Annotated in this window: 8 protein-coding genes; 5 read left to right on the top strand and 3 right to left on the bottom strand. The window is 63.6% G+C overall.

Translation table 11 applies throughout. From position 1 onward, the window contains the following. Window positions 1-6 precede the first annotated feature (6 nt). Window positions 7-1,599 carry an ABC transporter substrate-binding protein gene (locus X757_RS154695; RefSeq protein ID WP_023725898.1) on the bottom strand — a complete coding sequence of 531 codons (1,593 nt, stop codon included), beginning with the start codon at window positions 1,597-1,599 and terminating at the stop codon, window positions 7-9. Window positions 1,600-1,801: 202 nt separating this feature from the next. Here X757_RS154695 and X757_RS154700 point away from each other — a divergent pair, with 202 nt between their 5' ends. The 5 genes from X757_RS154700 to X757_RS0133735 all read left to right on the top strand — a co-directional run bounded on the left by X757_RS154700 (window position 1,802) and on the right by X757_RS0133735 (window position 11,895). Further along, window positions 1,802-4,057 carry a hypothetical protein gene (locus tag X757_RS154700; RefSeq protein WP_031201801.1) on the top strand — a complete coding sequence of 752 codons (2,256 nt, stop codon included), beginning with the start codon at window positions 1,802-1,804 and terminating at the stop codon, window positions 4,055-4,057. A 10-nt stretch (window positions 4,058-4,067) separates the two neighbouring features. Continuing rightward, window positions 4,068-7,940 (top strand): hypothetical protein, encoded by a 3,873-nt coding sequence (locus tag X757_RS154705; RefSeq protein ID WP_023725897.1) that lies wholly within the window; start codon window positions 4,068-4,070, stop codon window positions 7,938-7,940. Window positions 7,941-8,243: 303 nt separating this feature from the next. Further along, window positions 8,244-8,921, top strand: a complete 678-nt coding sequence (gene rpe, locus X757_RS154710) for a ribulose-phosphate 3-epimerase (protein ID WP_023689949.1) — start codon at window positions 8,244-8,246, stop codon at window positions 8,919-8,921. A 494-nt stretch (window positions 8,922-9,415) separates the two neighbouring features. Then, window positions 9,416-10,153, top strand: a complete 738-nt coding sequence (locus X757_RS154715; protein ID WP_023694237.1) for a GntR family transcriptional regulator — start codon at window positions 9,416-9,418, stop codon at window positions 10,151-10,153. Window positions 10,154-10,383: 230 nt separating this feature from the next. Further along, entirely contained in the window at window positions 10,384-11,895 is a 1,512-nt protein-coding gene (locus tag X757_RS0133735; protein WP_031251219.1) for a malonyl-CoA synthase, read from the top strand. Window positions 11,896-11,969: 74 nt separating this feature from the next. On the opposite strand, the gene X757_RS154720 is transcribed toward X757_RS0133735, so the two are convergent. Together X757_RS154720 and X757_RS154725 are read right to left on the bottom strand one after the other, a co-directional pair. Next, complete coding sequence (locus X757_RS154720) at window positions 11,970-14,024, bottom strand: ABC transporter ATP-binding protein/permease (RefSeq protein ID WP_023725895.1); 2,055 nt, start codon at window positions 14,022-14,024, stop codon at window positions 11,970-11,972. Between the two features lie 72 nt (window positions 14,025-14,096). Beyond that, complete coding sequence (locus X757_RS154725) at window positions 14,097-15,209, bottom strand: NAD(P)/FAD-dependent oxidoreductase (RefSeq protein ID WP_023725894.1); 1,113 nt, start codon at window positions 15,207-15,209, stop codon at window positions 14,097-14,099. Window positions 15,210-15,212 lie beyond the last annotated feature (3 nt).

Genomic DNA, 15,212 nt, shown 5'->3' with positions numbered 1-15,212 from the left:
CGAACGCTATTCCTTGATATCGACGCCCGAGAAATCGTGGTGATCAAAGGGGTCCATGACATAGCCCGTCACCTGTTCGCGCATCGGGATCGAGACCACGGAGTGGGCGATAGCGACCCACGGCATCTGCTCCCTGAAGATCGTTTGCGCCTGCGAATAGAGTTTTGCGCGGGCAGCGGGATCGACGATCCCGGCTGCCTGCTTGAGCAGATCGTCGAAGGCCGGAAAACACCAGTTGGCACGATTGGTGGTGCCGACGCCGGCACAGCCAAGCGGCACCGACAGGAAGTTGTCGGGGTCGCCATTGTCGCCGGTGAAGCCGAACAGCATGGCGCCGTCGCGGTCGCGTGACTTCGACCGGGCAAGGTATTCAGTCCACTCATACGTCACGACTTCCACGGTGACACCGATCTTTGCCAGGTCGGACTGGATCATTTCGGCCATACGCTGCGCATTCGGGTTATACGGACGCTGCACCGGCATCGCCCAGATCTTCATGTGCAGGTCTTTTACGCCGGCATCGGCGAGCCCCTGCCTGGCGGCAGCGGGGTCGAAGACATGATCGGGGCTCGTCTTGTCATAGGCCCAGGAGGTTGGCGGCAGCGGATTGCGTGCGACTTCGCCGGTGCCGCGGAATACGACGTCGACCAGCGCCTGCGTGTCGATGGCAATGGCGATCGCCTTCCTCACCCTTGGATCGTCGAAGGGCTTCTGCAAGGTGTTGAAGGCGAGGTATCCCGTATTGAGGCCCTCCTGCCGCATGACCTTGATTCCGGGCGTCGCCTTGATCGCCTCCAGGTCGGCCGGATTTGGATAGGGCATGAGATCGCATTCGCCGGCGCGCAGCTTTTCCATGCGAATGCTGGCATCGGTGGCAATGGCGAAGACGAGATCGTCGATCTTCGGCTTGCCGCGCCAGTAGTCCGGATTGGCCTTGTAGCGGATGACTGCATCCTGCTGGTAGTCGACAAGCTGGAACGGACCCGTCCCGACCGGCTTCAGCGCCAAGTCGAGAAGCCGCTTCTCTGCGACGAGCTTGTCGGCATATTCCTTGGAAACGAGCGAAGCGAAATCCATCGCCAGGTCGGCAAGCATCGGCGAATGCGGCGCCTTCAGCTTCATCACCATAGTATGGTCGTCAAGCTTGCGCCAACCGGCGACAAGATCCGGCATGCCGATGCCGTCGAAGTAAATGTACTGGCGTTTGGCGTAATTGTTGAACGGGTTCTGCGCGTTGGCCTGCCGGTCGAAGGTAAACAGCACATCATCGGCGTTGAAGTCGCGGCTCGGCGCAAAACCCTCGACGCTGTGGAACTTCACGCCGTGCCGCAGGTGGAATGTGTAGGTGAGGCCGTCGTCGGAAATCTCCCAGCTTTCGGCAAGGCCGGGGCGCACCTTGGTGGTGCCGGGCTCGAACTCGACCATGCGGTTGTAGAGAGCGGTGGCCGAGGCGTCGCGGGATCCGGAGGCGAGTGCGGGATCGAACGTATCGGGGCTAACCTCGGTGCAGTAGACCAAGGTCTTGGCTACGGATTGATGGACCGGCAACGCACATGGAAAAAGCGCCGCCAGCAAGAGAACGAAGTGCCTGCGTGTCATGATCCCCCCAGGGTTGGGAAGACGCTAGCAGAAGCCGGCACTGACGGTAAGTAAGCCGGCCGGTCTTTCGCGCGCCAAGACTGTTTTCCACCTTGAGTTGACACAAGGAATTGGCCGCGCCTCTGTGAAATGGCGGACAGACCCGGCCGCCGTTTTGCATGAACCTTTCCGCTCCAGCCTGCGACTGACGACCAGGCGCCGCATGGTGCGGGCCGGAAAGGATGCCCCCATGACCAGGACCCCAGAGGCTCCACGGTCTCCGGGACCAACGCAAGCTCAGCGCGACCACCGCCTTCGGGATGGAGTCGATGCGCTGGGCTTTCGGCTGATTCCGTTGACCCTGCGCAGGAGCAGGCGTATCGTGAAGATGAGGAAAGCAGACAATTCGATCAGGGACGAACGTGCCGGAACGCCGCGCCTTGCCCTGTTTCGCGCGGCCGGACCGGATGTTCCTCCCGAAAACTTCGGGGGGAGTTTTATGTCCTGCGATCGCGGCGCGTCCATGTCGTCTCCAAGCGGCGGTTTGCGCCGTTCGCTCCATCTGGCCGGCGGTTTGCTTGCCCTGGCGCTGAGCGCCACGCTCTGGTTGGACACAGCCGCCCAAGCGCAGGAAACCCAGATCATCTATCCCGGCTCGATGGCGGTCACCGGATTTTCCGGCACCGTCATTCCCAATTTCGACTCTGCCGATTCCGAAAGGGGGGGGCTGCCGCCCGGCGTCGACCCGGTCGACGAAACCTTCATCGACACGACGCGCGCCACCTTGCGCGTCTTCGACGTTTCGGCGCTCGGCGGACCGGCTTCCGGCCAGCTCGTCTACACGCCGCCGCCTTTCGAGGTGACGGCCGAACAGATCGGCCAGGTGTTCGCCATTACCTATGATGACGGTGTGCGCGACGGCGTTCCCACGGGCGTCCCCAACCTCTATGCCGGCGCGACCTCGCTGCACGGCATCCGTATCGTCACCCCGGACGAAGATGCCGACGGTCGGCTCGAGCGACAGCGCCGCGGAACCGCAGGCGCCGTCTTCATGGACGGCCAGTTCGGCACCGAAAGCGGTGGCGGTCCGGGCACGATCTGGAAGATCGACGGCATCACCGGCGCGGTCTCCAAATTCGCCGACATTGACACCAACAGCGGTTCCGGCATCGGCGACATCAGCTTCGACAGCAATCACCGCGAGTTCTTCGCCAGCGACCTCGACACGGGCTTCATCCACCGCCTCGACGCCAACGGCACGCTGATCGACACATTCGATCACGGCGTTGCCGGGCGGCCGGCGCATGGGCTGGCTCCCGTCGCCGATGACGGTGCGGTGATGGACATACAGGGTGCTGCCTTCGACTCGGAAGACCCCGACACATGGGGCTACACGCAGGACGAACGCCGCGTCTGGTCCGTCGCCTATCATGGCGGCCGGCTCTATTATTCGGTCGGCGAAAAGGCCGAGATCTGGTCGGTTGGCATTGCCCGCGATGGCAGCTTTGCCGGTGATCCGCGCTGGGAGCTGACGGTCAAGGCCGACAAGGACTACGCCGTCACCGACATCGCCTTCGACAACCAGGGCTTCATGTATCTGGCGCAGCGCGGCCCGGTCGAGAATCGCTACGATTACAGCCAGTTCGCCGATTCCGGCAAGGGCGAGGTCATCCGCTACTGGCGCGAAAACCCGGACGATCCGGCGACGGAATCGGTCTGGGTGGAAGAGCCGCAGGAATATGCGGTCGGCTTCCCGCAAGGCAACCGGCAGTCGGCCGGTGGGCTCGACCTGCAATATGGCTATGACGCCGACGGCAATCTCGACACCGGCGTGTGCACCGACACGCTGGTCAACACCGGCGACAAGCTGCGCGACAACCCGACACTTGCCGACCAGCTCGCCGCCGGCGGGCCGCTTGCCGTGCACGGCGTGCAGATCACGCCGACGCCGTTGGTCAAGCCTGCCAACGTGCCGCCTTTCGGCTCGTGGTTCGTCGACTTCGACGGCTATTTCGAAGACCCAGAAGTGGAAGGCCATGTCGGCGACGTCGAGGTCTGGCACCCCTGCGACGGCCGTGCCGGCTATTATGAAGAGATCCCAGGCGGTTATCTGCCGCCGTTCTATCCGCCGGGCTTCCCACCGCCCGGCGATCTGCCTCCGTGCATCGATGTCGAGGATGTTCAGTTCTACTGCACGCCTCGCGGCCTCCAGGCCGACCTCTATCTCCATGACCATGCCGGCTTTGGCGGCGATTCGATCAAAGTCCAGTCCATGACACCAGGCGTCGGGGTGACATCACCCCAGTCGCATGCTCACGGCAAGCCTTACACGGTCGACATCACCGGCCATTCTCCGGGCGACAGAGTCGATGTTGGACTTTGCTTCTACAGGCAGTCCGACAAGGACAAGGGTGGCTACTACCCTTGCTGCAAGATGACTCTGCCGCTCAGAACCCCAGCCGTCAGCTGCGAACGTTGAGGAGGGAAAGATGAAAAATCTCGCACTTTCCCCGACCGCGAAGAGCAGTCAATCCACCGGCAAGCAGCCAACCGTCATGGAGACCATCATGAAACCCCTGTCATATGCCAGGCGCGGCGCGCGCTGGCTGATGGCGGCCGGTATCGCGGTCGCCATGTTCACCCCTGTGGCAAGCCACGCCGAAGATGCAGTCCCGATCACTCCGGAACTGCGGCTCGACCTCGACAATTCAAAAATCGTCAATCCGAGGCCGGAACGGATCGTGCCGTTCTTCACCAAAACAGGCACACAGAGGAGCTGCGACTACGTCGTCTACTCTCTGAGCTTTGGCCTGCGCGGCGACCCGCAAGGCTTTGCCGACCCAAGCTTTTCGGCCAGGCTGAAGAAACTCCAACTCGACTTCAAGGATCAGCTTCCGCACGGTCTTGCGATCGTCAACGTCAACGTGTCCGGCGACGGCACGGATGCGTCTGGCGGACCGCTGCCGGGTGCGACAATCAGCACCTCGGCTAATCCGAACGATACGGCAATGGTTTCCGATTTCCGGATTTCCGCCACCGATCTCGACGGCGCTGGGGCTGGCAATGAACGCGTCATCAATTTCAAGATCACCGCCAAGATCGACCATGCGGCGTTTCCTTCGCCGACCATCGTCGACAACCAGGGCATGATCAAGGTGACGCCGGGCGTCGGCACGGGGGCCATCATCCCGTCGCAGGATCCGGGCAAGCCCGACGACGGCTACTACAAGACCGGGGCCAAGACCTCGATCAAGATCGACCTCACCAACTGTGACAAGCGGCCTCCGCCTCCCGACCGGGAATGTTTCAAGGTGGAGCGCGGCACGGTCGATTGCGTGCAAGGCGGCGGCGCGTTCATCTACCACATGCCTGTCGGCCCGGAGATGGGCGGCAAATGGGTGCAGGTATCGACGACGACCCCAGGCATCATCATCATCCCCGACACGCAATTGGTGCCGGCGGGCGGCGGTGTGCTGAACTGGAAGATCGTCGGCGCATCGCCCGGCGACGTCATCCACCTCATCGTCACCGGCATCGAGACTTATGCCGGCCCGAAGGAGGGTTGGGGCCTGTGCTGCACGCAGACCATCGACATCATCATCCCGCGTGACCTGAGATGTCCGCCCAAGGACAAGGAACCGGACCTCAAGGTCGAGAAACGCGCCGATGTGACGCGTTGCACGATGGGCGGCGGCTGCGACTTCACCATCCGGGTCACCAATGTCGGCGACGGGCCGTATCACGGCAAGATCGTGCTCGACGAGGTGACGCTGCCGGCCGGCTCGACGCTGGATTCGGGGCCTAATCCGCCCTGGGTCTGCGTGCCCGGCGTGACCCCGATGACGTGCACCTATCCGGTGACTACGCTCAGTCCGGGCGCTTCCGTCGACCTCAAGCTTGGCTTCAAGCCGGCGGGCGGCTGGCAAGGCAGCGCACTGCGCAACTGCGCCACCTATAACTACGGCGCCAGCGGCAAGCCGCTGTTCGGCAGCCAGCAGAACGATCGCGGCTGTGCCTCGATCCCGATCTGCCGGCGTGGCGACCGCGACCGCGATTGCTGGCCCCCGGTCGACAAGAAGGTCGACCTGATCCTGAAGAAGCGTGCCCGCATCCCGGTCTGCACGCCCGACGGCATCTGCTACTTCGTGATCGACATCATCAACAATGGCAGCGTCCCCTATAATGGGCCGCTGACGGTTATCGACAATTACCCGGGCGGCGCGCCGGCCTCTTCGACCTTCGGCCCGTCTCCGCCCTGGACATGCGGACCGAACGGTCCCGGCCAGTTCCGCTGCGACAATGCAGGCATCGTGCTGATGCCGGGCGCCTCGACGCCGATCGTCGTCAAGGCGGTCATGCCGGCCGGCTACCAGTCGGATTCGGTCGAGAACTGCGCGGCGCTGAAGCCCGTCCCCGGTGAGGTCGACCTCACCAACAACAAGGCCTGCGCCAAGGAACGCTTCCGTCATCCCAATGGCGGCAAGCCGACCCTACGCATCACCAAGGTCTGCAATGGCTCGCTCGCCGGTGCGGCGGTGGTTTCCTGCCGCATCACCGTCATCAGCCTTGGCACCTCTGCCCCCACCGGTCCGGTGCGGGTCAACGATGCTGCCACGCTGATATCGGGTGGCGCGCCGGTCCAGATCCAGACCGTCACACCCGACGGTGCGGAATGGGCCTGCGGAGCGGTTCCGGCCAATGCGCTGTCATGCCAGATACCCGGCGCCGCGATGACGCCCGGGACCTCCAGGCACTTCGACGTGACGGTCTTGGCCAATGGCGCGTTCGAGAACTGCGCACGCGGCTCATACGGCCCGGCCCCTGGAGACGACGTCGTCTACCCGATCGGCCAGGCCTGCGCCAAGGGCGGCGGCACGTCCACCATCAGCGTCAAGAAGACCGGCGATGCCGAGTGCCAGCCGGGGCAACCCTGCTCGTTCGAGATCACCATCACCAATGATGGCCAGACCGCCTTCTCCGGTCCGGTCCGCATCGGCGATGCGATCGGGGTGGACGGGCTGGGGCGGCTGCAAGGCGTCGCGATCACCTCGATCGAACCGCCCTTTGGCTGCTCGCCCGAACCGACGACCTTGCCGTTGACCTGCATTGCCAACCTGACGCTCGGCGCCGGGGAAAGCCATGTGCACAAGGTCACCGTGGTCCTTCCCGACGCTCCCCTGGTCAATCTGCGGGGCAACGTCAGCGGCCAGAACTGCGTCGGCGTCTTGTCTCCCGACACCAGGGTGCAAGGCGGCGGCGACGTACTGCCCGGCGACCTGACCAACGTCCAGGGCGATCGCGGCAAGGCCTATGCCTGCCATCCGTTCACCATCAAGCGCGAGGTGAAGAAGGAATGCTCGCCAGGCTTCGTCATGAACGATGCCGGCCGGTGCGTGTGTCCGGAAGGCACGACGTTCCGCAACGGCCAGTGCTCGCCCGACGGCGGCGTCATCATCCAGCCGAAGGATCCGAGGCCCTGCGTGCTGCTCAAGGGCCAGATTCGCACCGAGGATGGACGCTGTGTCTGCCCGCGCGGAACCGAGCTTGAGAACGGCGCTTGCGTCAAGACCGACAAGCCTGGCTGCGCCATCCCCGGTTCGGTCCCGACGTCGGACGGCAATGGCTGCTACTGCCCGGAAGGTACGCATCTCGACCGACAGGCAAATGCCTGCGTGCGCGACAAGCAGAAGCCCGAGGAGTGCGGCATACGCGGCCAGGTTCATGATGCCGATGGCGATTGTGTCTGCCCGCGTGGGACAGAGGTGCGCAATGGAGCCTGCCGGCCGATCCGGCCAAAGCCTGAACAATGCTCGATCCGTGGTCAGATCCAAAACGCCAATGGCGATTGCGTCTGCCCGGACGGCACAGAAGTCAGGGGCAAGGTCTGCCGGCCGATCCGGCCGAAGCCCGAGCAGTGCTCGATCCGCGGCCAGGTCCACGACGCCAACGGCAATTGTGTCTGCCCGCGGGGTACCGAGGTGCAAGGCAATGCCTGCCGGCAGAAGAAGCCTGTGCTGGAACAGTGCGACATACGCGGCCAGGTGCACAACAAGCGCGGCGAGTGTGTTTGCCCGCGCGGCACCCAGGTGATCGACGGCGCATGCCGCAAGCCGAGGCCGCAGGTGGGAGACTGCGCCCCGGGCTCGCAGATGGTCGGCGGCCAGTGCGTGCCGATCATCAAGCGGCGCTGCCCCGAAGGCACGGTTGGTCGGTTCCCGAACTGCAGGGCGATCCGGCAGCAGCCGTCGCTCGATCCGACCCTGTTGCTCAATCCAGGTGTCCTTCAGCAGTTCATACCGAAGCGCACGCCGCAGACGCAGGTACAGCCGCAAAGGGATCCGGCGGCCAACTTCAAGCCATAGGATCTGGATACGAGTCAAAATTCAGAGCCCCGTCGGAGCGATCCGGCGGGGTTTTCCTTGGGCGCGCTGCGGCGATCGGGCGGCCAGGTATTCGCCGAACCCGCTGCCGGGCGCAGCAAATACCGACTTTCCCTTTCCGGGATCATGGTCTAGAGCAGTTCATCGTTTCGTGGAAACGCCGAACCGCTCTATCTCTTTGTTTTCACGCAATTCCGGACGGAAAGCCGTTCCCACTTTTCCTGGAATTGCTCTAGCAGTCGTCAAGGCCGCGCCCGCAAACAGGGCGCCCAAAGGGGCCGCATCATGAGCAGGAAGACCCTGATCGCGCCATCGGTGCTGGCGTCGGATTTCTCGAAGCTCGGCGACGAGGTCGAGGCGGTGGCGGCGGCCGGCGCCGACTGGATTCATCTCGACGTGATGGACGGGCATTTCGTGCCCAACATCACCTTCGGCCCGCCGGTGATCAAGGCCATCCGCAACCGCACCAAGGCCTTTTTCGACTGCCATTTGATGATTGCGCCGGCCGATCCTTATCTGGCCGCCTTTGCCGATGCCGGCTGCGACGGCATGACCGTGCATGCCGAGGCCGGACCGCATCTCGACCGCTCGCTTCAGACCATCAAGGATCTCGGCAAGAAGGCTGGCGTATCGCTCAATCCGGCGACGCCGGAAAGTGCGATCGAATATGTGCTCGACCGGCTTGACCTGATCCTGATCATGACCGTCAATCCGGGCTTTGGCGGCCAGGCCTTCATCCCGGCCATGGTCGACAAGGTCAAGCGGGTGAAAGCGCTGATCGGCAACCGGCCGATTCGCATCGAGATCGACGGCGGCGTGTCGCCGGAAACCGCCCACCTGGTCACATCAGCCGGTGCCGATGTGCTGGTGGCGGGCGCCGCCATCTTCAAGGGCGGCAGCGTCGAAGCCTACCGGGCCAATATAGAAGCCATCCGAACCGCGGCCGACCGGGCTGCCGGCTGACATCAGTTCCAGGGCAAGTTCCCGGCTGGTCGGTTCTCCTCGGCCTGATCTCCCTGCCTGATCCTTCGATCTCCCAAAAAGCCGTCAACGGGTGGCAGCCGCAAGGGCATCGCGGCAAGCGACAGGATCGCGGCATCCGGCACTAGTTTTGGCCCATAAATCTAGTGGATAACTGCCGAAGGGATCTGCATGCGGGGAGAGGTCAATCCGGCGGCATGACGCGCGTTAAGAAAAAATTATCCGTATTCGGGATCTCGAAGCTGTTTCTCGAGGGCACCTGCCATGCTGGCAGACAAACTTTCTTCAGAAGAACAAGTTTTTCACGATTTTAGTTACTTCCGGCGGATAAGATGCGGTCAACCTTCCTCTTTAAGTCGAATATCGTGATCTTTCGCTTGAGGGGCGGATGCCTTAGGAGTTACAGTAAATTTACAGGGGAAATCGTTTGCTTCGCGAACGGGCTAGCGGAGCATGGGAGAGCTACAGGAGTCATATTGACCTACGGATCTGCCGATGTGAGCGAAGGCGCGGGACCCAAGAGCACACTCGCTAGTACGGTCTATCAACAGCTTCGCGACGATCTCCTGCGCGGCGTGTTTGAAAGTGAAAGCAAGCTTCGTGTCGAATGGGTGGTTTCCCGTTACGGCGCCGGCGCCTCACCGGTTCGCGAGGCCCTCAACCGACTTGCTTCGGAAGGCCTGCTCGGCCGCCACGACCAGCGCGGTTTCTTCATCATGCCGGTCAGTGCCCCGGAACTCGAGGAATTGACGCGCACCCGCTGCTGGCTGGAAGAGCGGGCGCTGCGTGAATCCATTGCCAACCGCACCGGCGAATGGGAAGAGCAGCTCGTGCTGGCCTTGCATCGCCTGGCGCGTGCCCCGCGCCGCTTGCCGGAGGATCCGTCCTCGAACAATCCGGAATGGGAAAAGCTGCACCGCGCCTTCCATCGGGCACTGATCGCAGGCTGCCGCTCGCATTGGCTGACCGGCTTTTGCGACCAGCTTTCGGATCAGGCCTCCCGTTACCGGCTGATCTCCCAGGACGGCAGCGAGCGCGACGAAATCAGTGAACATCGGCTGATTGCGGAGCGCACGGTGGATGGCGATGCCGACGGCGCCGTTGAAGCCCTCCTCAACCACTACCGTCTGACGGCAGCCATGTGCATGGAGCGCTTCAACGACAGCGGCGATCCACGCGTGAGCGCCACCAAGGCGCTGCGCAGCCGCAGATAGAAGCGCTTCCGGTCCGCTATCCAAAATCCGCCCGCTATCCAAAATCGCCCGTTATCCAAGTCCGCTTGCCTTCATCTGATCGGCGGCAAACCCGATTTCACGTTTTTGCCGGACGGAGGCGAAATCGTTTCCTTTGTTCCAAAGCCATCCGGCTCTAAATCAAAGGGATAGAGCATGATGTCCTCCGAAAACCGCTTCACACTTTTCGGCATCATCTCTAGGGAATGCGCATGACCAATCACCTGTTCGACGCGTTCCGCAGCCGGATTTCAGCCTCCGAGCGCATCCTGATCGCGACCGATGACGGACGCGCGATCGCCTATGGCGACATGCTGGCGCAATCGGCACAGCTGGCACATGCGCTGAGGCATTTCGGCGTCGAGCCGGGCGACCGCGTTGCCGTGCAGGTCGAAAAAAGCCCTGAATGCATTTTCCTTTACCTCGCCTGCCTGCGCGCCGGCGCGGTCTTCCTGCCTCTCAACACCGCCTACACGCTGGCCGAACTCGGCTATTTCTTCGGTGATGCCGAGCCGCGGCTGGTCGTCTGCGACCCGGCCCGCGCCGGCGCTATCGCGCCGTTGGCGCAGGCGTCGGGTGCTGCCACCTTCACGCTTGGCAGCAATGGTGAGGGCTCGCTGACCGAACTGGCGGCACAACAGCCCACGGATTTCGACGCCGTGGCGCGCGGGCCGGACGATCTGGCCGCAATCCTTTACACATCGGGCACCACCGGACGCTCCAAGGGCGCCATGCTCAGCCACGAAAACCTGGCCTCCAATGCGCGCGTGCTGGTCGAGCAATGGCGTTTCACCGGGGATGACGTGCTGATCCATGCCCTGCCGATCTTCCACACGCATGGCCTGTTCGTCGCCACCAACGTCACCCTGATGGCCGGCGCCTCGATGCTGTTCGAGCAGAAATTCGACGCCGGCCGCATCGTCTCGCTCTTGCCCCGCGCGACAGTGCTGATGGGGGTGCCGACCTTCTATACCAGGCTCCTGCAGCAGGACGGGCTGGATGCCCAGGCGGCGAAGAACATCCGCCTGTTCGTTTCCGGCTCGGCGCCGCTGCTCGCCGAAACGCACAAGGCCTGGCGCGAGCGCACCGGCCACGACATTCTCGAGCGCTACGGTATGACCGAGACCAACATGAACACGTCGAACCCCTATGAGGGGGAGCGTCGCGCCGGCACGGTCGGCTTCCCGCTGCCCGGCGTTTCGCTGCGCATCGCCGACCCTGACAGCGGCGATGCGCTTGGCCAGGGTGAAGTCGGCATGATCGAGGTCAAAGGTCCGAATGTCTTTTCCGGCTATTGGCGCATGCCGGAAAAAACCAAGGCGGAGTTTCGCAAGGACGGCTTCTTCATCACCGGCGACCTCGGCATCATCGACGCGGACGGCTACGTCCACATCGTCGGCCGCGGCAAGGATCTCATTATCTCCGGCGGCTACAACATCTATCCCAAGGAGATCGAGAGCGAGATCGACGCGCTTGCCGGAGTCTCGGAAAGTGCCGTCATCGGAATTGCCCATCCCGATTTCGGCGAAGGCGTCACCGCTGTCGTGGTGCGTGCGCCGGCATCGCAGATCACCGGGGCCGAGATCGTTGGCGCCATTGCCGGCCAGTTGGCCAAATACAAGCATCCGAAGCAGGTGATCTTCGTCGACGAACTCCCGCGCAACACCATGGGCAAGGTGCAGAAGAACCTGTTGCGCGAGACCTACAAGGGTCTCTACGGCTAATCAGAAGCCGGCTAATTACCTCGGCCCAGGCGCTCCGACTGGACATCCGTTCCCGGTTCCGGCAGCGCCGCCTCTTACCTGCGCGGCTTTTTCACCCGAGTGCCGGAACCCCACAAAGCGCGGTTCAGCAGGCTGCGTTTGCGCTTGCGCGGGATGAGGTCGACATCACTGACGAGCTTGGCGCCGCCCTCGCGCCGCTCCAGGGTGATCTTGCGGCTGTGGAAGGCTTCGAGCTCCGCACGATGCGCCACGCTGATGATGGTGACGTCAGGCAGTTCGCGGATCACCGTCAACATCATTGTGTCCTGGCTCTTCTCGTCGAGCGCCGAAGTCGCTTCATCCAGCACCACGATATCGGGGCGATGCAGCAGCAGGCGCGCGAAGGCAAGGCGTTGCTTTTCGCCGCCCGACAGCGTCTGGTCCCATGGCGCCTCTTCCTTGATCCTGCCGGTGAGATAGCCAAGCCCCACCTTGTCGAGGGCAGCCTTGATTTGCTTGATCGTCCACTTGTCCGCCGCCGCGGGATAGGCGACCGCGCGGCGAAGCGTTCCGGAAGGGATGTAGGGGCGTTGCGGCAGCATGAACAGGCGCCTGTCGGTGTGGAAATTGACGCTGCCGCCGCCCCATGGCCACAGGCCCGCGACGGCCCGCACCAGCGTCGACTTGCCTGAACCGGATTCGCCTGAAACCAGCACCCGCTCGCCCGGCTCGATCACGACCTCGGTTTCCTTGACCACGGAGGTGCCGTCGTCGAGTGTCACGGAAAGATTGTCGAGGCTGAGGATGGCGCCGTCTTCGGCTTCGCCTCGGTTGATGCGTCCGAGCGCATCGCTCTGCTCGGCGCGCTCGAGCCCGTCTAGCGACATCATCAGCGAGGCAATGCGCCGCGCGGAGGCGTTCCAGTCGGCGAGGCGCGGATAGTTGTCGACCAGCCAGCCGAACGCGCCTTGCACGATGCCAAAGGCAGACGCCGCCTGCATCACCTCGCCAAGCGTCATCGAGCCTTCGAGGAATTTTGGCGCGCACAAAAGGATCGGCACGACCGGCGCAAACAGGCTCGATCCCTGCGACACCGCCGCCGTGCGCATGTGCTGTCCGGTCAGCAGAGCCCATTGCCTCAGCACGTGGCCGAAATTTCTGTCGATGCCGCTGCGCTCCTCGTCCTCGCCTCCCAGCAAGGCGATGCTCTCGCCGTTTTCGCGCACGCGCGTCAGCGTGTAACGCAGTTCGGCCTCCGCCTGGTTCTTCCGCTCGGAGAGCTGGACGAAATCGCGGCCGATGACCACCATCGAGGTCGAGGTGATGGCGGCATAGATGATCGCGGTGATGACCAGAAAGCCGGGAATGGTGATGCTCTCGCCGCCGATCGGCAGGGTGAGCGCGCCGCCGATGGTCCACAGCACGACGATAAAGGTCGAGGCCGACAGGAACGCGTTGAGGACGCCGGCGGTGAAATCGACCGGCGACTCGGTGGCGATGCGCAGGTCCTCGGTCATGCGGGCCTCGGGGTTCTGGTGGTCGCCGCCCACGAGGTTCAGCTGGTAGTAGCGGCCGTTTGCCAGCCAGCGCGCGACGACCCCGGTGGTCAGCCAGGAACGCCAGCGGCGCTGGATCGTCATGCGCAGATAGACCTGCGCGACGACAAGGCTGCCGCTGCAGATCACCAGCGGCACGAATACGGCGCTGAGGAGATAGACCGTGCGGGCGTTGCGCTGCTCGAGGGCATCGAACATCGAGCGGTTCCAGACGTTGATGCCATACTGGAAACCGATGTTGATGCAGATCAGCAGCAGCACTCCGATCGTCAAAGGCCAGGCGAGCTTGTCGCCATGCCTCCCCCAATAGCCGCGCCCGCTGATCCAGAAACGCCGCAGCAGATATTTTTTGCGCGCCTGCTCGGCCTGCTCGGGCGTCAGCTTGGGATCGGGTTCGACGGCATCCGGCGGCGGCGCAGCCTCGCCAACGGGCTCGGACGCGGCTTCGGCGGCCGATGCTTTTTTCTCGCGCGGCGTGTCCTCGCGCGGTCCATCTCCGCGCGTTTGCCGTGACGGCTTTTCCCGACGCGACTTCGTGGCATCGCGCGCTTCGATGCCGTCGGCCGGTTTCGATTTGGGTTTTGCCTCGGACATATGCCCCGACAACGACCTCCATATCAAAAGGTTTCATGGTATGCGCCTGCCCGACGTTTCAGGAAACGCCCGTCATTGCGGATATAAAAGCCCAACGACATGTTCTGCGATGGCGAGGCTGGCGGTAAGGCCAGGGCTCTCGATGCCGAACAGATTGACGATCTGGCCGTCCCCGTGGTCAGCCGGTCCCAGGATGACGAAGTCGGCGGCCGGCTGTCCCGGACCCGACAGTTTCGGCCTGACGCCGGCATAGGCCGGTTGCAGGGCGCCGTCCGCCAGGCCGGACCAGTAGCGCCTGATTTCGTCGTAGAAGGCAGCGCCTCGTGCGGGATCGACGGTATAGTCGACGCGATCGATCCATTCGACATCCGGGCCAAAGCGCGCGCTCCCCGACATGTCGAGGGTCAGGTGCACGCCGAGGCCGCCATGGACTGGCACCGGATAGATCAGCCGCGAAAAGGGCGAGCGGCCGGAAAGCGCGAAATAATTGCCGCGCGCCAGCCACAGCGGCGGAACACGGTCTTGCGGGAGGCCTTCGATGCGGCCGGCGAGCGCCTGCGCGTCGAGGCCGGCGGCGTTGATGAAGGCGCCGGTCTTCAAGGTGAAACCCTCGCCATCGGCGTCGCGCGTGTCGATCCGGATGCCGTCCGCTCCGATGCTCGCGCCTGAGACAACGGTGAGCAAGGCGAAAGATGCGCCGGCCGCTTCCGCGTCTCCACGCAATGACAGCATCAGCGCCTGGCTGTCGACGATGCCGGTTGACGGCGACAGCAGCGCGCCGGCGCAGCTCAGCGCCGGTTCCAGGCTTTCGGCCTCTGCGCGCGTCAAAAGCTTGAGGTCACCGACTCCGCATTGCGCCGCGTTGATCTGGATCGCCTGCAGTTTGTCCAACTGGTCGGGTTCGACGGCAACGATCAGTTTGCCGGTGCGATGATGGGCGACGTCGTGCTCGCGGCAATAGGCATAGAGACGCTCGCGGCCGTTGACGCAGAGACGGGCCTTCAGGCTGCCCGGCGTATAATGAAGCCCGGCATGGATGACTTCCGAATTGCGCGAACTGGTGCCCGTGCCGATGGCTGCGGCCTTCTCGACCACCAGCACCTCGCGGCCCGACAGCGCCAGCGCGCGGGCAATGGCGAGGCCGACAACACCGGCTCCGGCGACAACGCAGTCGACATCATGCATGGG

The organism is Mesorhizobium sp. LSHC412B00, assembly GCF_000503035.1.
In the GTDB taxonomy this organism is placed as follows: Bacteria; Pseudomonadota; Alphaproteobacteria; order Rhizobiales; family Rhizobiaceae; genus Mesorhizobium.
The sequence above is the reverse complement of the archived record's forward strand: the minus strand, read 5'-3'. Positions and strand labels throughout refer to the sequence as shown.